Genomic DNA, 17,025 nt, shown 5'->3' with positions numbered 1-17,025 from the left:
ACCCATATTAAGGGCACCGGGACGTCAGCGAAGAATTACTTCTTCTCTTCGGTCTCCACGACTGCCTCGTCTGCGGAGTCAGCGGACTCAGCGGAGTCGGCCGACTCTGCGGAGTCAGCGGAATCTGCCGAATCGGCGGAGTCAGCGGACTCTGCAACCGGAGCCGGAGCAGCAGCGGCAGCTGCGGTGCTGGCTTCGGCGACAACCGACTGCTTGGCGGAAAGCGGTTCCAGGACCAGTTCGATGACGGCCATGGGGGCGTTGTCGCCCTTGCGGTTGCCGATCTTGGTGATACGGGTGTAGCCGCCGTCGCGCTTCTCGACTGCCGGAGCAATGTCGGTGAAGAGCTCGTGGACGATGCCCTTATCGGAGATCAGGGCCAGGACGCGGCGGCGGGAGGACAGGTCTCCCCGCTTTGCGAACGTGATCAGGCGCTCTGCGTAGGGACGCAGACGCTTGGCCTTGGTCACCGTGGTGGTGATCTGCTTGTGCTCGAACAGCTGCGCGGCAAGGTTGGCCAGCATCAGGCGCTGGTGTGCCGGGCTGCCTCCGAGGCGCTTACCCTTGGTGGGTGTAGGCATTACTTTTTCTCCTCAAACGGTGCCGTGCGGTGCAACAAAAGCCCGCCGGCAAGAATTTGCTTCAGTTAGAGCTCGTCGTCCGAGTATTCGGACTCGTCCTCTTCAATAGCTGCGGCACGGGCGGCCAGATCAAACCCGGGAGGGGAATCCTTCAGGGACAGACCCAGTTCAACCAGCTTTGCCTTCACCTCGTCGATGGACTTCGCACCAAAGTTGCGGATGTCCATCAGGTCAGCCTCGGAGCGGGCTACGAGTTCACCCACTGTGTGGATGCCTTCACGCTTGAGGCAGTTGTAAGAACGCACGGTCAGCTCAAGGTCTTCGATCGGCAGGGCCATGTCGGCAGCCAGTGCGGCGTCCGTCGGGCTCGGGCCGATTTCAATACCTTCAGCGGCGGTGTTGAGTTCACGTGCCAGGCCGAACAGCTCAACCAGGGTGGTTCCGGCAGAGGCGACGGCGTCGCGCGGTGCAATGGCATCCTTGGTTTCCACGTCAACGATCAGGCGATCGAAGTCGGTGCGCTGTTCAACACGGGTGGCCTCCACGCGGAAGGTCACCTTCAGGACCGGCGAGTAGATGGAGTCAACCGGGATACGGCCGATCTCCTGGTCACCGGACTTGTTCTGGCTGGCCGACACGTAGCCGCGGCCGCGCTCGATGGTCAGTTCGAGTTCGAACTTGCCCTTCGAGTTCAGCGTGGCGATGTGCAGGTCGGGGTTATGGAACTCCACGCCGGCCGGCGGAGCAATGTCCGCGGCCGTGACCACGCCGGGGCCCTGCTTGCGCAGGTACGCCACAACGGGCTCGTCGTGCTCGGAGGAAACCGAGAGGTTCTTGACGTTCAGGATGATCTCGGTGACATCTTCCTTGACGCCGGGAACCGTCGTGAACTCGTGCAGCACGCCGTCAATCCGGATGCTGGTGACAGCGGCTCCGGGAATCGAGGAGAGCAGGGTACGACGGAGGGAGTTACCAAGGGTGTAACCGAAACCCGGCTCCAGGGGTTCAATGATGAACCGTGAGCGGTTGTCGGCTACGACTTCTTCAGTGAGGGTGGGGCGCTGTGCAATGAGCACTTGCATTTCCTTTCAGCGAGCATCCGCTATATGACGCAACACAAATGGTGGAAACGACGACGACGGGTCTTCCGCGGGCGTCTTGGACGGCTAACAGCCAGCCCGGGACCGGAGCCCTCCGGCGGGCAGGCCACCGAAGTGGATTGCCCGCCGGAAGGAACCGGAACCGCAGTGCTGCTTATACGCGGCGGCGCTTCGGGGGACGGCAGCCGTTGTGCGCGCTCGGGGTGACATCCTGAATGGAGCCAACCTCCAGGCCGGTGGCCTGCAGCGAACGGATAGCGGTCTCGCGACCCGAGCCCGGACCCTTGACGAAGACGTCGACCTTGCGGACGCCGTGCTCCTGTGCGCGCTTGGCGGCAGCTTCGGCAGCCATCTGAGCAGCGAACGGGGTGGACTTGCGGGAGCCCTTGAAGCCAACCTCACCGGCGGAAGCCCATGAGATAACAGCACCGGACGGGTCCGTGATGGACACGATGGTGTTGTTGAAGGTGCTCTTGATATGCGCCTGGCCGAGCGCGATATTCTTCTTATCCTTGCGACGCGGTTTGCGGACCGCTCCACGAGTCTTGGGGGGCATTACTTCTCCTACAAAGAGTTTGGTTTAGGTGGCCCGGATTCGGGCCTTGGCCGTAAGACCGCTTATTTAGCGGCCGGCCTTCTTCTTACCGGCAACGGTACGCTTCGGGCCCTTGCGGGTACGAGCGTTGGTCTTCGTGCGCTGACCGTGGACGGGCATGCCGCGGCGGTGCCGGATGCCCTGGTAGCTGCCGATCTCGACCTTGCGGCGGATGTCGGCGGCCACCTCACGGCGGAGGTCACCCTCAACCTTGAAGTTGCCCTCGATGTAGTCACGCAGCTGAACGAGTTCAGCGTCGGTGAGGTCCTTGACGCGAGTGTCCGGGCTGATGCCGGTCTCCACAAGGGTCTGCTCTGCACGGGTCTTGCCCACGCCGTAGATGTAGGTAAGCGCAATCACTACCCGCTTTTCGCGGGGAATGTCAACGCCAGCGAGACGTGCCATATCGGCGGTTCTCCTTTGGTTATTACCGGAGGTCTGAAGCAGTGCGTCCCTGTTGCCAGGTCCCCGGCCTCCGTACCGGGGGTATGCGTCACGCGTATTGACGCTGCACTGCCATATTCAATTAACTACGCGTGGGCTGTTCCCTGGTGTCAGGGGCCCTCTATCCGGTGCCCGTGAGGACCTCGGCGTTAGAGCGGCTGATTAGCCCTGGCGCTGCTTGTGGCGCGGGTTCTCGCAGATCACCATGACTCGACCGTTACGGCGAATCACCTTGCACTTATCGCAGATCTGCTTGACGCTCGGCTGGACCTTCATGGTTTTCCTTTGCGTGGTTGCAGGGTTGAGCTTCAACGGGCGGCCAACCGGCGGTGCCGGTCAGCAATCCGTCTTTGCAGCGGTTTATTTGTAGCGGTAGACGATCCGACCCCGGGTGAGGTCGTACGGGCTAAGTTCCACTACAACGCGGTCTCCTGGGAGGATGCGAATGTAGTGTTGACGCATCTTTCCCGAGATGTGTGCGAGCACAATGTGGCCGTTGGCCAGCTCAACGCGGAACATCGCGTTGGGCAGGGCTTCGTTGACCGAGCCCTCGATCTCAATGACGCCGTCTTTCTTGGCCATATCCTCCGCTAACGTCTGTGTCCCCGGCTAAGACCGGAAACGGTTTTCGATTGTGGTTTTCCCTGCCGGATCCGCCCGCCAATCCCGGGCACAAGGCATCGAGATCGGTCAATCAGGGCACAAACGTAGAGACAACCAACAGATAACTCTACGGGAAGAGGCCGCATAAGTTAAATCGCTGCCGCTGTCCAGTGTTGCAGATGCCGTTTCGCTTCGGGAGGTGCGCCCGCGGAAAAGACTGCAGGCTCCCCTCCCGGGTGGGAGCGGAGCCTGCAATCCTGTCCTGCGGCCGGCTGTTAGGGAATGGGGACCGGTGTGACACCGAGCGGTTCCAGCCGCGAGGCCCCGCCGTCCGGTGCCGTCAGCACCCAGATTCCCTTTTCGTGGATCGCCACCGAGTGCTCCCACTGGCTGGACCGGCTGCCGTCAACGGTGATGACCGTCCAGTCATCCTCAAGGGTCTTGGTCTCGATCCCGCCGCGCACGAGCATGGGCTCAATGGCCAGGCACAGCCCGGGCCGAAGCTTCGGGCCGCGGTGGCTGGTGCGGTAGTTCAGGACGTCCGGTGCCTGGTGCATCTCGGTTCCAATGCCGTGCCCGACATAGTCCTCGAGGATGCCCAGCCGTTTGCCCGGCACGGAGCTGACATAGTCGTCAACTGCCGCGCCGATGTCACCGACGAATTTGCCTTTGGCGGCGGCGGCAATTCCGTGCCACATGGCGTTCTCGGTGACATCCGAAAGCCGCTGGTCTTCGGGATCGGGAGTACCCACGATGACCGTGCGTGCCGAATCCGAATGCCAGCCTCGAACCACGGCGCCGCCGTCAATGGAAATGATGTCGCCGTCCTGCAGCACCCGGTTCCCCGGGATGCCGTGGACAACTTCCTCGTTCACCGAGGTGCAGACCGTTGCGGGATAGTCGTAGTAGCCAAGGAAGTTGGAGGTGGCTCCGGCTTCCTTCAGCACCCCCGCGAAGATCTCGTCGATTTCCTTGGTGCTGACCCCGACTTCCGCGGACTTCACGGCCGCGTCAAGTGCGGAGATCAGCACCAGGCCGGCTTCGCGCATAATGCGCATCTGCTCGTTGGATTTATATTGGATTCGAGGCTGGCCGAACATGTGTCTTCTAACTTTCTGGCGGATAACTTTTAGCGCAGGTCCTTCAGTGCTTCCATCACGCGCTCGGTGACTTCGTCAATGCCGCCCAGTCCGTCGACGCGGGTCACGATGCCGCGGTCCTCGTAGCGGGAGACGACGTCGGCCGTCTGCTGCTTGTAGAGGTCCAGGCGGTGACGGATGACGTCTTCGGTGTCATCGCTGCGGCCCTCGAGCTCTGCGCGCTTGAGCAGGCGGGCAACCAGTTCATCGTCATCGGCGGTCAGCAGCAGCACGGCGTCGAGCTTCTGGCCCTTGCCGGCCAGGATGTCGTCGAGTTCGTCGACCTGCGCCACGGTGCGCGGGTAGCCGTCCAGCAGGAAGCCGGGCTCGACGTCGTTGTCCTGCAGCCGGCTGCGGACCATGCTGTTGGTAACGCTGTCCGGGACAAAGTTACCGGCATCGATGTACTTCTTGGCCTCTACGCCCAGGGGCGTGAGTTCCTTGACGTTGGAGCGGAAAATGTCGCCGGTCGATATTGCCGTGACGCCGAGGCGGTCCGAAATGCGGGCGGCCTGAGTTCCTTTACCGGCGCCGGGAGGCCCGATAATGAGCATTCTTGTCATCGCAATAACCCTTCGTAGTGACGTTGCTGGAGCTGTGCGTCAATCTGTTTGACCGTTTCCAGTCCCACACCAACCATGATGAGGATTGACGTTCCGCCGAACGGGAAGTTCTGGTTAGCTCCAACCAACACCAGAGCAATCAGCGGGATCAGGGCGACGAAGCCCAGGTACAGGGCGCCGGGCAGCGTGATCCGTGAGAGCACGTACTGCAGGTATTCGGCGGTGGGGCGGCCGGCCCGGATGCCGGGGATGAAGCCGCCGTACTTCTTCATGTTCTCCGAGACCTCGTCCGGGTTGAACGTGATGGAGACGTAGAAGTAGGTGAAGAAGACAATGAGGAGGAAGTACACCAGCATGTACAGCGGGTGGTCTCCGCTGACCAGGTAGTTGTTGATCCAGACAACCCATTCCGGCGGAGTTCCGGTAGCGGGGGTATTGAACTGGGCCAGCAGGCTGGGCAGGTAGAGCATGGAGGACGCGAAGATCACCGGGATCACGCCGGCCATGTTCACCTTGATCGGGATGTAGGTGTTCGTCCCGCCGACGGTGCGGCGGCCGACCATGCGCTTGGCATACTGCACGGGCACGCGGCGCTGGGACTGTTCCACGAAGATCACCAGGGTCACGGTGAGGACACCCACGGCGAGGACGGCCAGGAAGATGGTCCAGCCCTGCGCGGTGAGGATGGCGCCGAGGGCGCTGGGGAAGGACGCTGCGATGGAAGTGAAGATGAGCAGCGACATGCCGTTGCCCACGCCCTTCTCGGTGACCAGTTCGCCCATCCACATGATGACGCCGGTGCCGGCGGTCAGGGTGATGATGAGCAGGAGGATCGTCACCAGGCTGTCGTCCGGGATGACGGGCAGCGCACACTGGTTGTTGAACAGGGCGCCGGAGCGGGCCAGGGAGACCACGGTGGTGGCATTGAGCAGGCCAAGGGCAATGGTGAGGTAACGCGTGTACTGCGTCAGCTTGGACTGTCCCTGGGCGCCTTCTTCATGCAGTGCCTGGAAGTGCGGGATGACTACGCGCAGCAGCTGGACGATGATGCTGGCCGTAATGTACGGCATGATGCCCAGCGCAAAGATGGAGACCTGCAGCAGGGCGCCGCCGCTGAAAAGATTGACGAATTCGTATATGCCACCCGAAGTGGCACCCAGAGCCAAGCACTGCTGCACATTGCCGTAGTCAACACCCGGGGCCGGGATAAAAGCACCCATGCGGAAGATAGTGATGATACCCAGCGTAAACAACAGCTTGCGTCGCAGGTCTGGCGTCCGGAAAGCCCGGCCAATAGCGCTAAGCAAGCGTCCTCCTGAAGTTTGAAAGTCCCATGCGGACTTGTGACAGAAACAGAGTCTAGCCGCTCCGACCCCGTACTGCGTTAACGGCGTACGGGCGGCGGTAGTTGCGTTAAACGAAACTGAACTCCTGCCAGACCGTTCTATCGGTCCGCCAGGAGTTCAGTCGTTTCACACGGGGAGTCGCGCACCCCTCCCCCGCCGTCCGCCCAGGGCGTCCGGCGGGGAAAGGAGGCTGACCCGCCACAAGGTCCTAGACCTCGGTGGTGGATCCGCCCGCTGCGGCGATCTTCTCAGCTGCGCTGGCGGAGAAGGCGTTGGCCTGAACATCAACCTTGACGGTGATGTCGCCGGATCCAAGAACCTTCACGGGCTGGTTCTTGCGAACCGCACCCTTGGCAACCAGTGCTTCGATGGTCACGGCGCCGCCTTCGGGGAACAGCTCCGAGATCTTGTCCAGGTTAACAACCTGGAACTCGACCCGGAACGGGTTCTTGAAGCCGCGCAGCTTCGGCAGACGCATGTGCAGCGGCAGCTGCCCGCCTGCGAAACCGGCCTTGACCTGGTAGCGGGCAGCCGTACCCTTGGTACCGCGGCCTGCCGTCTTACCCTTGGAACCTTCACCGCGGCCTACGCGGGTCTTGGCCGTCTTGGCACCGGGTGCCGGACGCAGGTGATGGACCTTCAGAGTTTTGTTATCTTCGGGCATGTTACTTCGCCTCCTCAACCTTCACGAGGTGCGGAACCGTGTTGATCATGCCAACGGTCACTGCATCGGCAGTACGGACGACGGAGTCGCCGATGTGCTTCAGGCCCAGTGAACGCAGCGTGTCGCGCTGATTCTGCTTACCACCGATGGTGGACTTAATCTGAGTGATTTCCAGCCGTGCCGAGCTAACGGCAACGTTCTTCGGAGTCGACATCAGGCACCTGCCTTCTGCATGTTGCGGAGCATCGCGGCGGGAACAACCTCGTCGAGCGGAAGGCCGCGGCGTGCAGCCACTGCCTGGGGCTCTTCGAGACGCTTCAGCGCATCCACCGTGGCGTGCACGATGTTGATGGCGTTGGAGGACCCGAGCGACTTGGACAGCACGTCGTGGATACCGGCGCATTCGAGGATGGCGCGAACCGGACCGCCGGCGATAACGCCGGTACCGGGGGAAGCCGGACGCAGCAGGACAACGCCTGCGGCTGCTTCACCCTGGACGAGGTGCGGAACGGTTCCACCGATGCGGGGGACGCGGAAGAAGGACTTCTTGGCTTCTTCAACGGCCTTCGCGATAGCGGAGGGAACTTCCTTTGCCTTGCCGTAGCCAACGCCGACCATGCCGTTGCCGTCACCGACAACCACGAGGGCGGTGAAGCTGAAGCGACGGCCACCCTTGACCACCTTGGCAACGCGGTTGATGGTAACGACGCGTTCAATGAACTTGTCCTTATCATCGTTGCGTCCGCCATCGCGGCCACCGCGGCCACCGCGTTCGCCGCGGCCTCCACGGTCGGAGCGCTGCTCGCCGCGACGTCCGCCGCGGCGGTCGTCGGTACCGGTGGCTGCGGCTTCCTTGGTCTCAGTTGCCTCAGCAGCTGTAGCTTCAGTCACCTGATTTTCCTTTTCCTTGTTTACCTCGGTCACAGTGCCAGCCCACCTTCACGTGCGCCGTCTGCAACTGCAGCAATACGGCCGTGGTAGCGGTTGCCGCCGCGGTCAAAGACAACGGCTTCGACGCCGGCGGCCTTGGACCGCTCAGCAACGAGTTCGCCGACGCGCTTGGCCTTGGCGGTCTTGTCGCCGTCCAGTGCACGCAGATCCGCTTCCATGGTGGAGGCGGATGCCACGGTTACGCCGCGGGTGTCATCGACAACCTGGACGAATACGTGGCGGGAGGAGCGGTTGACCACGAGGCGCGGACGAGCCGTGGTCCCGGAAATCCGCTTACGGATACGCAGCTGGCGACGGCTGCGCAGGGCAGACTTGCTCTTGCTGTTTCGCTTCTTATTGATGCTGATGGCCATGGTTACTTACCAGCCTTTCCGACCTTGCGGCGGACAATCTCGCCGGCGTAACGAATACCCTTGCCCTTGTAGGGGTCGGGCTTACGCAGCTTGCGGATGTTGGCGGAAACCTCGCCCACCTGCTGCTTGTCGATACCGGACACGGTGACCTTCGTCGGGCCGACCACGGTCAGCGTGATGCCTTCCGGGGCGGTGACGGGGACCGGGTGGCTGTAGCCCAGGGCGAACTCGAGGTCCGCTCCCTTGGCGACAACGCGGTAACCGGTACCAACGATTTCCAGATCCTTCTTGTAGCCTTCGGTCACACCGGTGATCATGTTGCTGATCAGCGTGCGGGTCAGGCCGTGGAGGGAGCGGGATTCACGCTCGTCGTTCGGGCGGGTAACGGTAATGATGCCGTCTTCCAGGGAAGCCGTGATCGGGCTGGGCACAGTGTGGCTCAGCTCGCCCTTGGCGCCCTTGACGGACACAACGTTTCCGTTGATGGCGATATCTACTCCGGCAGGAACCGGGATGGGCAGACGTCCAATACGTGACATTTTTCTTTCCCTTCCCTGCTACCAGACGTAGGCGAGGACTTCCCCACCTACACCCTTCTTGGCGGCCTGGCGGTCGGTCAGGAGACCTGACGACGTCGACAGGATTGCGATACCCAGACCACCGAGCACGCGCGGCAGGTTGGTGGACTTCGCGTAAACGCGCAGACCGGGCTTGGAGATGCGGCGAACGCCGGCGATGGAACGCTCGCGGTTCGGACCGAACTTGAGGTCCAGGGTCAGCTTCTTGCCGACCTCGGCTTCTTCTTCCTTCCAGCCGGCGATGTAGCCTTCGGCCTTCAGGATGTCAGCAACGCGCGCCTTGAGCTTGCTGTAGGGCATGGACACGGAATCGTGGTATGCCGAGTTTGCATTGCGCAGACGCGTGAGCATATCTGCGACAGGATCTGTCATTGTCATTTGGGCTCTTGCCCTCCCTCGTAACGGTTTCCTGCAGGATTTCCGTGCGGCGTGGCCTCACGGGTGTCCGTCGGACCTGTTACGTAGTAATTAATCTTCGGATTTGAACGGGAAGCCGAGCGCCTTCAGCAGCGCGCGTCCCTCGTCATCGGTCTTTGCGGTGGTAACCACGGTGACGTCCATGCCGCGTACGCGGTCGATCTTGTCCTGATCGATCTCGTGGAACATCGACTGTTCGGTCAGACCGAACGTGTAGTTGCCGTTGCCGTCGAACTGCTTGCCGTTCAGGCCGCGGAAGTCACGGATACGGGGCAGAGCCAGGGTAACCAGGCGGTCCACGAACTCCCACATGCGGTCGCCGCGCAGGGTAACGTGCGCGCCGATCGGCATGCCTTCGCGCAGCTTGAACTGTGCGATGGACTTGCGTGCCTTGGTGACCTGGGGCTTCTGGCCCGTGATCTGGGTGAGGTCCCGGACAGCACCGTCAATGAGCTTGGAGTCCTTGGCGGCATCTCCAACACCCATGTTCACGACCACCTTGACGAGGCGGGGAACCTGGTTGACGTTTGCGTAGTTGAATTCGTCCTGCAGGGTCTGCTTGATCTCCGCTGCGTAGCGGGTCTTCAGACGGGGGACGATCTTGGTGACAGTCTCAGTCATTAGAGGTCCTTCCCAGAGCCCTTGGCCACGCGGATACGCACTGTGCGCTCACGGCCATCTTTTTCGACGGTTTCAGTGCGGAAGCCAACACGGGTCGGCTTCTTGGTTTCCGGGTCGACAACGGCGACGTTGGAAACGTGGATCGGGGCTTCGACAACCTCGATGCCGCCGGTCTTGGAACCGCGGGAGGACTGGCCAACCTTGGTGTGCTTGGTGACGCGGTTGATGCCTTCAACGAGAACGCGGTTGCTCTCGGGGAAGACCTTCAGAACCTTGCCCTGCTTGCCGCGGTCTCCGCCGCGCTCAGCCTTTGCACCGGTGATGACCTGAACGAGGTCACCCTTCTTGATCTTTGCCATGGACTACAGCACCTCCGGAGCCAGCGAAATGATCTTCATGAACTTCTTGTCGCGAAGTTCGCGGCCGACGGGCCCGAAGATACGGGTACCGCGGGGGTCGCCGTCGTTCTTCAAGATCACTGCAGCGTTCTCATCGAACTTGATGTAGGAACCGTCCTGGCGGCGGCGTTCCTTCTTGGTACGGACGATGACGGCCTTGACCACGTCGCCCTTTTTGACGTTGCCGCCGGGAATTGCATCCTTGACGGTGGCAACGATGGTGTCGCCAATGCCTGCGTAGCGACGGCCGGATCCACCGAGAACGCGGATGGTCAAGATTTCCTTGGCACCCGTGTTGTCGGCGACCTTCAGTCGCGACTCCTGCTGAATCACTTATTACTCCTGTCGTCGCGCCGGTTCTCAAATATGAGCCTTGCGGAACGGATATGGGTGGACCCCGTAATACTGGTACTCAACGCTTCTCAGCCGGCCGCACGCCAGTGCGGGCCGCCGTCGAGGCGTCGAACAAGATTATCGGGCTTTTGTCTCATTCGGCGGTGAGGAAACCGGCTCGGAATTCCGGCTCGGATACGGCCGTTCTCCGGGCACACTTCCGCACCACACAGACAAGATTTCAAGTTTATCGCGAAAAGGCCCCGGATGCGAAATCTAAGATGATAACGCGGCCGGGGCCCTTACGCTGTGGACGGGGCCGGCGTGTTCTTCACACTCCGGGGAGCCTGGCGAACACACCGGCGGTCCGGCCGGTGTTGCTTACTACTAGGTTACTTGGCCTTTTCGAGGATCTCGACCAGGCGCCACCGCTTCGTAGCGGACAGCGGCCGGGTCTCGGCGATCAGCACCAGGTCACCAATGCCGGCAGCGTTCTGCTCGTCATGGGCCTTGCGCTTCTCGGTCCGGCGAATAACCTTGCCGTAAAGGGCGTGCTTCACGCGGTCTTCAACCTGGACAACGATGGTCTTGTCCATCTTGTCCGAGACCACGTAGCCGCGTGCGGTCTTCCGGTACCCGCGGGCATCGGCGCCGTTTGCGTCAGTTGTCACTGCTGCCTCATTCTTGTTTTCGCTCACTTGGCATCATCCTCAGCGACCTTGGCTTCAGCTTCAGACTTGTCAGCCTTCTTCTTGGACTTCTTAGGTGCCTCGGGTGCTGCTTCCTCAACGGGAGCAACAACCTCGGGACGAATGCCCAGCTCGCGCTCACGCAGCACCGTGTAGATGCGGGCGATATCGCGCTTGACTGCACGCAGACGACCGTGGTTTTCCAGCTGGCCGGTGGCCGACTGGAAGCGGAGGTTGAACAGCTCCTCCTTGGACTTGCGCAGTTCCTCGACGAGACGGTCCTTATCGAAGCCGTCCAGCTGCTCAGTTGTCAGCTCTTTTGATCCAACTGCCATTTCTATTCACCACCCTCGCGACGCACAATGCGTGCCTTCAACGGCAGCTTATGGATCGCCAGGCGCAGGGCCTCACGAGCTACCTCTTCGGAAACACCGGAGAGTTCGAAGAGAACCCGGCCCGGCTTGACGTTTGCAACCCACCACTCCGGAGAACCCTTACCGGAACCCATACGGGTTTCAGCAGGCTTCTTCGTCAGCGGACGGTCCGGGTAGATGTTGATCCAGACCTTGCCGCCACGCTTGATGTGGCGTGTCATGGCAATACGTGCAGCTTCAATCTGGCGGTTGGTGACGTATGCAGGCGTCAGAGCCTGGATACCCCACTCGCCGAAGCTGACGGCAGTGCCGCCGGTTGCAGCGCCGGAGCGACCCGGGTGGTGCTGCTTACGGAACTTGACTCGACGTGGGATAAGCATTTAAGCCTGTCCTCCTTCTGCTGCGGGGGCAGCTGCCTCAGCGGCCGGAGCCTCTGCAGCAGGCGCGGCGGCTTTCTCGCCACGGTCGTTGCGACGACGACGGTCGCCACGGTCGGCCGGGCCGCGGCCCGGACGGTCGTTGGAGCGTCCGCGGGACGGTGCAGCAGCCTGCTGTGCAGCCAGTTCCTTGGAAGTAACGTCGCCCTTGTAGATCCAGACCTTCACGCCGATGCGGCCGAAGGTGGTCTTGGCTTCGAAGAAACCGTAGTCGATGTTCGCACGCAGGGTGTGCAGGGGCACACGGCCTTCGCGGTAGAACTCCGAACGGCTCATTTCAGCGCCGCCCAGACGGCCGGAGCACTGGATACGGATACCCTTTGCGCCTGCACGCTGTGCGGACTGGATGGCCTTCTTCATCGCACGGCGGAAAGCCACGCGGGAAGAGAGCTGCTCGGCGACACCCTGGGCAACAAGCTGGGCTTCCATCTCGGGGTTCTTGACCTCGAGGATGTTCAGCTGAACCTGCTTGCCGGTGAGCTTTTCGAGCTCGCCGCGGATGCGGTCCGCTTCGGCGCCGCGGCGGCCGATCACGATGCCCGGACGTGCGGTGTGGATATCCACACGAACACGGTCACGGGTGCGCTCGATCTCAACCTTGGCGATGCCGGCGCGGTCCATGCCGGTGGACATCAGCTGACGGATCTTGATGTCCTCGCGGACGAAGTCCTTGTAACGCTGGCCCGGCTTGTTGCTGTCAGCAAACCAGTGCGATACGTGGTCAGTGGTGATGCCGAGTCGGAACCCGTGCGGGTTTACCTTCTGTCCCACTTAGCGTTCCTCCTCGATCGTAGGGGTTGCGACTACCACGGTGACGTGGCTGGTCCGCTTGTTGATGCGGTAGGCGCGGCCCTGGGCCCGCGGCTGGAACCGCTTCATGGTGGGTCCTTCGTCAACGAATGCTTCGCTGATGAAGAGGTCACCTTCGTCGAAGGCCACGCCGTCACGGTCCGCGAGGACGCGTGCGTTGGCCATAGCCGACTGAACTACCTTAAGTACCGGCTCCGAAGCTGCCTGGGGGGCAAACTTCAGAATTGCCAGAGCCTCATTCGCTTGCTTGCCACGAACAAGGTTGACGACGCGCCGGGCCTTCATAGGCGTTACGCGGATATGACGCGCAATTGCCTTGGCTTCCATTGCTTTCCTTCTCTCGTCTTCTGCCGAAAGAGCAGCGCCTAGCGGCGCTTGCCCTTGCGGTCGTCCTTCACATGGCCGCGGAATGTCCGCGTCAGAGCGAATTCGCCGAGCTTGTGCCCGACCATCGACTCGGTGACAAACACCGGAATGTGCTTACGTCCGTCGTGTACGGCGATCGTGTGCCCGAGCATGTCGGGGATGATCATCGAACGGCGGGACCACGTCTTGATGACGTTCTTGGTGCCCTTTTCGTTTTCGGCCGCTACCTTGAGAAACAGGTGCTGGTCGACGAAGGGGCCTTTCTTCAGGCTGCGTGGCATGTTTCCAGGCTCCTATCGCTTGTTCTTGCCGGAACGACGGCGACGCACAATGAGGTTGTCGCTCTCTTTATTGGGGCGGCGGGTGCGGCCTTCGCGCTTACCGTTCGGGTTGACCGGGTGGCGTCCACCGGAGGTCTTACCTTCACCACCACCGTGCGGGTGGTCGACCGGGTTCATGGCGACACCGCGGACGGTCGGGCGTACGCCCTTCCAGCGCATACGGCCGGCCTTGCCCCAGTTGATGTTGGACTGCTCGGCGTTGCCGACCTCGCCGATCGTGGCGCGGCAGCGAACGTCAACGTTGCGGATTTCACCGGAGGGCAGACGCAGCTGGGCGAAACGGCCTTCCTTGGCAACGAGCTGAACAGATGCACCGGCGGAGCGGGCCATCTTGGCGCCGCCGCCCGGACGCAGTTCAACTGCGTGGATGGTGGTACCCACGGGGATGTTGCGCAGCGGCAGGTTGTTGCCGGGCTTGATGTCAGCCCCGGCGCCGGCCTCTACGAAGTCGCCCTGCTTGAGCTTGTTCGGAGCAATGATGTAACGCTTGGTGCCATCAACGTAGTGCAGCAGCGCAATGCGGGCGGTACGGTTCGGATCGTATTCGATCTCGGCAACGCGAGCGTTGACGCCGTCCTTGTCGTGGCGACGGAAGTCGATCAGACGGTACTGACGCTTGTGTCCACCACCCTTGTGCCTGGTCGTGATCTTACCGGTGTTGTTACGGCCGCCCTTCTTGGGCAGCGGACGTACCAACGACTTTTCCGGCGTCGACCGCGTGATTTCGGTGAAGTCGGCTACGCTCGAGCCGCGACGGCCCGGGGTAGTCGGCTTGTATTTACGGATTCCCATTATTTATTCCTCGTTAAAGTGGTCTCCGCCCTAGCTGAGCGGACCGCCGAAGATGTCGATTGTGCCGTCCTTGAGGGTGACAATGGCGCGCTTGGTGCTCTTGCGCTGTCCCCATCCGAACTTGGTGCGCTTACGCTTACCGGCACGGTTGATGGTGTTGATCGAGTCGACCTTGACGGAGAAAATCTTCTCCACGGCCAGCTTGATCTCGGTCTTGTTCGAGCGGGGGTCAACCAGGAAGGTGTACTTACCTTCGTCGATCAGGCCGTAGCTCTTTTCCGAGACGACGGGTGCAAGCACTACGTCGCGCGGGTCCTTAGCGGTGGTCGCGCTCACTTGGCGTCCTCCTTGACAGTGTTCTTGCCGACGAACTCGTCGTAGGCAGCCTTGGTGAAGACCACGTCGTCGGATACCAGCACGTCGTAGGTGTTCAGCTGATCTACGTAGATCACGTGAACTTCCGGGACGTTGCGCACGGACAGTGCAGCAACATCGTTGGCGCGCTCGATAACAACGAGCAGGTTCTTGCGGTCGGAGACCGAACGCAGGGCGCTCAGTGCTTCCTTGGTGGACGGCGTGGTGCCGGCAACCAGGGTCTCGAGGACGTGGATACGGCCGTTGCGTGCCCGGTCCGACAGGGCGCCGCGCAGGGCAGCAGCCTTCATCTTCTTGGGGGTGCGCTGGCTGTAATCGCGGGGCGTCGGTCCGTGGACCACGCCGCCACCGGTCATGTGAGGCGCACGGATGGAACCCTGGCGGGCCCGGCCGGTGCCCTTCTGCTTGAAGGGCTTGCGGCCTGCGCCGCTCACCTCGGCGCGGGTCTTCGTCTTGTGCGTACCCTGGCGGGCGGCTGCAAGCTGAGCAACTACCACCTGGTGGAGCAGCGGTACGTTCGTCTGAACGTCGAAGATCTCTGCGGGGAATTCAACAGTGGTTTCGTTAGCCATGAGACTAAGCTCCCTTCACGGCGGTGCGTACGAGGACGACCTGGCCGCGGGCGCCGGGAACGGCACCCTTGATCAGCAGGAGCGACTTCTCGGCGTCCACACCGTGAACCGTGAGGTTCATCGTGGTGTGACGGACGGCGCCCATGCGGCCAGCCATCCGAACGCCCTTGAAGACGCGGCCCGGGGTGGATGCGCCACCGATGGAACCCGGCTTACGGTGGTTCTTGTGTGCACCGTGGGAGGCACCGACGCCGTGGAAGCCGTGACGCTTCATGACACCGGCAAAGCCCTTGCCCTTGGAGGTTCCGACGACGTCGACCTTCTGGCCGGCTTCGAAAATCTCAACGGAGAGTTCCTGGCCCAGCTCGTAGGTGTCGGCGTCTGCGGTGCGCAGTTCAACTACGTGGCGGCGCGGCGTAACGCCGGCCTTTTCAAAGTGGCCGGCCAGCGGCTTGGTCACCTTGCGCGGGTCGATCTGGCCGTAGCCGATCTGAACGGCGGTGTAGCCGTCCTTTTCCGCGTTGCGCAGCTGCGTGATGACGTTGGAGTCAGCCTGGACGACGGTTACGGGGATGAGCTTGTTGTTCTCGTCCCAAACCTGGGTCATGCCGAGCTTGGTGCCCAGCAGTCCCTTTACCTGGCGTGTAAGTGAAGTAGACATATTATCCGCTCCCCCCCTACAGCTTGATTTCGATGTTCACGTCTGCAGGCAGGTCAAGACGCATCAGCGAGTCAACGGCCTTAGGCGTGGGGTCAATGATGTCGATCAGGCGCTTGTGCGTGCGCATTTCAAAGTGCTCGCGGCTGTCCTTGTACTTGTGCGGCGAACGGATAACAACGTAAACGTTCTTTTCCGTGGGCAGCGGCACGGGGCCTACTACCGTTGCGCCTGCACGCGTGACCGTCTCAACGATCTTCCGTGCTGATACGTCGATGACCTCGTGGTCGTACGACTTCAGCCGGATGCGGATTTTTTGTCCCGCCATGGCGTCGTGCCTCTTTCTTCGAGTAATGCTCTCTGTACAGTTTTTGCGCCGAACTGCCTTACGGCCAGGCGCCCCTCCAACAGACTGAATCCGGATAAATCCGGGTTCCTCACCCTGTCGAGGCTCCGACCCCCGCGCTCGGGCGTGTCGCGGTTCTGAAACCAACGACGCCCAGCAAGAATGGGGGCGGGTTATATATGGGCTCTTCCCCTGAAGGATCCACCCCTGCACCAGGCATTATCCTGGCCGGGACTGAATCTCAACACTTCCCGGTTCCTGCTGTTCAGCCGGAACATGGGCGTGTGTGGGCACAAAAGCGCTTGAACAACTTCTCTAGTCTGCCAGACCTTGGCGCAGATGGCCAATCCGGCTCCTCCCCTGCGGCGGGCAGCCGCGTCGGAGAGCTTGACCCGAATAGTCTAACGCAGCCGGCCGCCGGCCGGAAAGTCAGGGCCTGCCGTCTCGGTTGGCCCGCCGGATCCGTTGTGCCCGCTCAATCTCCGGACGAAAGCGGCGGCGGGCCCATCCGATCCCCGCTGCTGCCGCGGCGGCAATGGCCAGGAAGATAAGAAACTCCATGCTTCGAGCCTAGCCGAG

General features: G+C 61.8%; 30 protein-coding genes. All 30 read right to left on the bottom strand.

Annotated elements, in window-relative coordinates; all coding sequences use genetic code 11:
- Positions 1–35: 35 nt before the first annotated feature.
- Complete coding sequence (rplQ, locus tag AC5RTS_RS10610) at positions 36–581, bottom strand: 50S ribosomal protein L17 (RefSeq protein WP_493992003.1); 546 nt, start codon at positions 579–581, stop codon at positions 36–38.
- A gap of 65 nt (positions 582–646) precedes the next feature.
- Entirely contained in the window at positions 647–1,657 is a 1,011-nt protein-coding gene (locus AC5RTS_RS10605; RefSeq protein ID WP_227912815.1) for a DNA-directed RNA polymerase subunit alpha, read from the bottom strand.
- Between the two features lie 178 nt (positions 1,658–1,835).
- Positions 1,836–2,237, bottom strand: coding sequence for a 30S ribosomal protein S11 (rpsK, locus tag AC5RTS_RS10600; protein WP_049829160.1), 402 nt, complete (start codon positions 2,235–2,237; stop codon positions 1,836–1,838).
- Between the two features lie 66 nt (positions 2,238–2,303).
- A complete protein-coding gene (gene rpsM / locus AC5RTS_RS10595; RefSeq protein WP_230021123.1) occupies positions 2,304–2,681 on the bottom strand; it encodes a 30S ribosomal protein S13 in 378 nt (125 codons plus the stop codon).
- Between the two features lie 201 nt (positions 2,682–2,882).
- Complete coding sequence (rpmJ, locus tag AC5RTS_RS10590) at positions 2,883–2,996, bottom strand: 50S ribosomal protein L36 (protein WP_012397712.1); 114 nt, start codon at positions 2,994–2,996, stop codon at positions 2,883–2,885.
- Between the two features lie 84 nt (positions 2,997–3,080).
- A complete protein-coding gene (gene infA, locus AC5RTS_RS10585) occupies positions 3,081–3,302 on the bottom strand; it encodes a translation initiation factor IF-1 (protein WP_055239372.1) in 222 nt (73 codons plus the stop codon).
- A 296-nt stretch (positions 3,303–3,598) separates the two neighbouring features.
- The gene (gene map / locus AC5RTS_RS10580; RefSeq protein ID WP_493992002.1) at positions 3,599–4,423 is read right to left on the bottom strand and encodes a type I methionyl aminopeptidase; all 825 of its coding nucleotides are present in this window, start codon (positions 4,421–4,423) and stop codon (positions 3,599–3,601) included.
- A 29-nt stretch (positions 4,424–4,452) separates the two neighbouring features.
- Complete coding sequence (locus AC5RTS_RS10575; protein WP_493992001.1) at positions 4,453–5,025, bottom strand: adenylate kinase; 573 nt, start codon at positions 5,023–5,025, stop codon at positions 4,453–4,455.
- The gene (secY, locus tag AC5RTS_RS10570) at positions 5,022–6,332 is read right to left on the bottom strand and encodes a preprotein translocase subunit SecY (protein WP_227903834.1); all 1,311 of its coding nucleotides are present in this window, start codon (positions 6,330–6,332) and stop codon (positions 5,022–5,024) included. Before secY ends, AC5RTS_RS10575 begins: the two co-directional genes overlap by 4 nt.
- Positions 6,333–6,579: 247 nt before the next feature.
- A complete protein-coding gene (gene rplO, locus AC5RTS_RS10565) occupies positions 6,580–7,035 on the bottom strand; it encodes a 50S ribosomal protein L15 (RefSeq protein ID WP_493992000.1) in 456 nt (151 codons plus the stop codon).
- A gap of 1 nt (position 7,036) precedes the next feature.
- On the bottom strand, positions 7,037–7,249 hold the full coding sequence (gene rpmD / locus AC5RTS_RS10560; protein ID WP_227903837.1) for a 50S ribosomal protein L30: 213 nt from the start codon (positions 7,247–7,249) through the stop codon (positions 7,037–7,039).
- Positions 7,249–7,926, bottom strand: a complete 678-nt coding sequence (gene rpsE / locus AC5RTS_RS10555) for a 30S ribosomal protein S5 (RefSeq protein WP_227903839.1) — start codon at positions 7,924–7,926, stop codon at positions 7,249–7,251. Before rpsE ends, rpmD begins: the two co-directional genes overlap by 1 nt.
- 29 nt (positions 7,927–7,955) lie before the next feature.
- Complete coding sequence (rplR, locus tag AC5RTS_RS10550) at positions 7,956–8,339, bottom strand: 50S ribosomal protein L18 (protein ID WP_493991999.1); 384 nt, start codon at positions 8,337–8,339, stop codon at positions 7,956–7,958.
- 2 nt (positions 8,340–8,341) lie between these two features.
- A complete protein-coding gene (gene rplF, locus AC5RTS_RS10545) occupies positions 8,342–8,878 on the bottom strand; it encodes a 50S ribosomal protein L6 (RefSeq protein WP_227903842.1) in 537 nt (178 codons plus the stop codon).
- A gap of 18 nt (positions 8,879–8,896) precedes the next feature.
- Positions 8,897–9,295, bottom strand: coding sequence for a 30S ribosomal protein S8 (rpsH, locus tag AC5RTS_RS10540; RefSeq protein WP_227903844.1), 399 nt, complete (start codon positions 9,293–9,295; stop codon positions 8,897–8,899).
- Positions 9,296–9,385: 90 nt separating this feature from the next.
- Positions 9,386–9,955: a 50S ribosomal protein L5 gene (gene rplE / locus AC5RTS_RS10535; protein WP_227903847.1), complete on the bottom strand. Its 570-nt coding sequence runs from the start codon at positions 9,953–9,955 to the stop codon at positions 9,386–9,388.
- Entirely contained in the window at positions 9,955–10,314 is a 360-nt protein-coding gene (rplX, locus tag AC5RTS_RS10530; protein WP_227903850.1) for a 50S ribosomal protein L24, read from the bottom strand. Before rplX ends, rplE begins: the two co-directional genes overlap by 1 nt.
- Before the next feature lie 3 nt (positions 10,315–10,317).
- Positions 10,318–10,686: a 50S ribosomal protein L14 gene (rplN, locus tag AC5RTS_RS10525; RefSeq protein ID WP_055239356.1), complete on the bottom strand. Its 369-nt coding sequence runs from the start codon at positions 10,684–10,686 to the stop codon at positions 10,318–10,320.
- A 392-nt stretch (positions 10,687–11,078) separates the two neighbouring features.
- Positions 11,079–11,384, bottom strand: coding sequence for a 30S ribosomal protein S17 (gene rpsQ, locus AC5RTS_RS10520; RefSeq protein ID WP_279326965.1), 306 nt, complete (start codon positions 11,382–11,384; stop codon positions 11,079–11,081).
- Positions 11,381–11,710 (bottom strand): 50S ribosomal protein L29, encoded by a 330-nt coding sequence (rpmC, locus tag AC5RTS_RS10515; RefSeq protein WP_493991998.1) that lies wholly within the window; start codon positions 11,708–11,710, stop codon positions 11,381–11,383. Before rpmC ends, rpsQ begins: the two co-directional genes overlap by 4 nt.
- A gap of 2 nt (positions 11,711–11,712) precedes the next feature.
- Complete coding sequence (rplP, locus tag AC5RTS_RS10510) at positions 11,713–12,129, bottom strand: 50S ribosomal protein L16 (RefSeq protein ID WP_146361096.1); 417 nt, start codon at positions 12,127–12,129, stop codon at positions 11,713–11,715.
- The gene (rpsC, locus tag AC5RTS_RS10505; RefSeq protein ID WP_493991997.1) at positions 12,130–12,957 is read right to left on the bottom strand and encodes a 30S ribosomal protein S3; all 828 of its coding nucleotides are present in this window, start codon (positions 12,955–12,957) and stop codon (positions 12,130–12,132) included. It abuts the gene before it with no gap.
- Entirely contained in the window at positions 12,958–13,323 is a 366-nt protein-coding gene (gene rplV, locus AC5RTS_RS10500) for a 50S ribosomal protein L22 (protein ID WP_227903853.1), read from the bottom strand.
- Between the two features lie 38 nt (positions 13,324–13,361).
- Positions 13,362–13,643: a 30S ribosomal protein S19 gene (gene rpsS / locus AC5RTS_RS10495; protein WP_104052734.1), complete on the bottom strand. Its 282-nt coding sequence runs from the start codon at positions 13,641–13,643 to the stop codon at positions 13,362–13,364.
- A gap of 12 nt (positions 13,644–13,655) precedes the next feature.
- Positions 13,656–14,495, bottom strand: a complete 840-nt coding sequence (gene rplB, locus AC5RTS_RS10490) for a 50S ribosomal protein L2 (RefSeq protein WP_146361090.1) — start codon at positions 14,493–14,495, stop codon at positions 13,656–13,658.
- Positions 14,496–14,525: 30 nt separating this feature from the next.
- On the bottom strand, positions 14,526–14,831 hold the full coding sequence (gene rplW, locus AC5RTS_RS10485) for a 50S ribosomal protein L23 (RefSeq protein WP_066295939.1): 306 nt from the start codon (positions 14,829–14,831) through the stop codon (positions 14,526–14,528).
- Positions 14,828–15,442, bottom strand: a complete 615-nt coding sequence (gene rplD / locus AC5RTS_RS10480) for a 50S ribosomal protein L4 (RefSeq protein WP_493991996.1) — start codon at positions 15,440–15,442, stop codon at positions 14,828–14,830. The genes rplW and rplD overlap by 4 nt, the downstream gene beginning before the upstream one ends.
- A gap of 4 nt (positions 15,443–15,446) precedes the next feature.
- A complete protein-coding gene (gene rplC, locus AC5RTS_RS10475; protein WP_227903858.1) occupies positions 15,447–16,103 on the bottom strand; it encodes a 50S ribosomal protein L3 in 657 nt (218 codons plus the stop codon).
- 16 nt (positions 16,104–16,119) lie between these two features.
- Positions 16,120–16,428, bottom strand: a complete 309-nt coding sequence (rpsJ, locus tag AC5RTS_RS10470; RefSeq protein ID WP_146361073.1) for a 30S ribosomal protein S10 — start codon at positions 16,426–16,428, stop codon at positions 16,120–16,122.
- A 447-nt stretch (positions 16,429–16,875) separates the two neighbouring features.
- Positions 16,876–17,007, bottom strand: a complete 132-nt coding sequence (locus AC5RTS_RS10465) for a hypothetical protein (protein WP_493991995.1) — start codon at positions 17,005–17,007, stop codon at positions 16,876–16,878.
- Positions 17,008–17,025 lie beyond the last annotated feature (18 nt).

The organism is Arthrobacter sp. MDT1-49-2 (assembly GCF_059090185.1).
The sequence above is the reverse complement of the archived record's forward strand: the minus strand, read 5'-3'. Positions and strand labels throughout refer to the sequence as shown.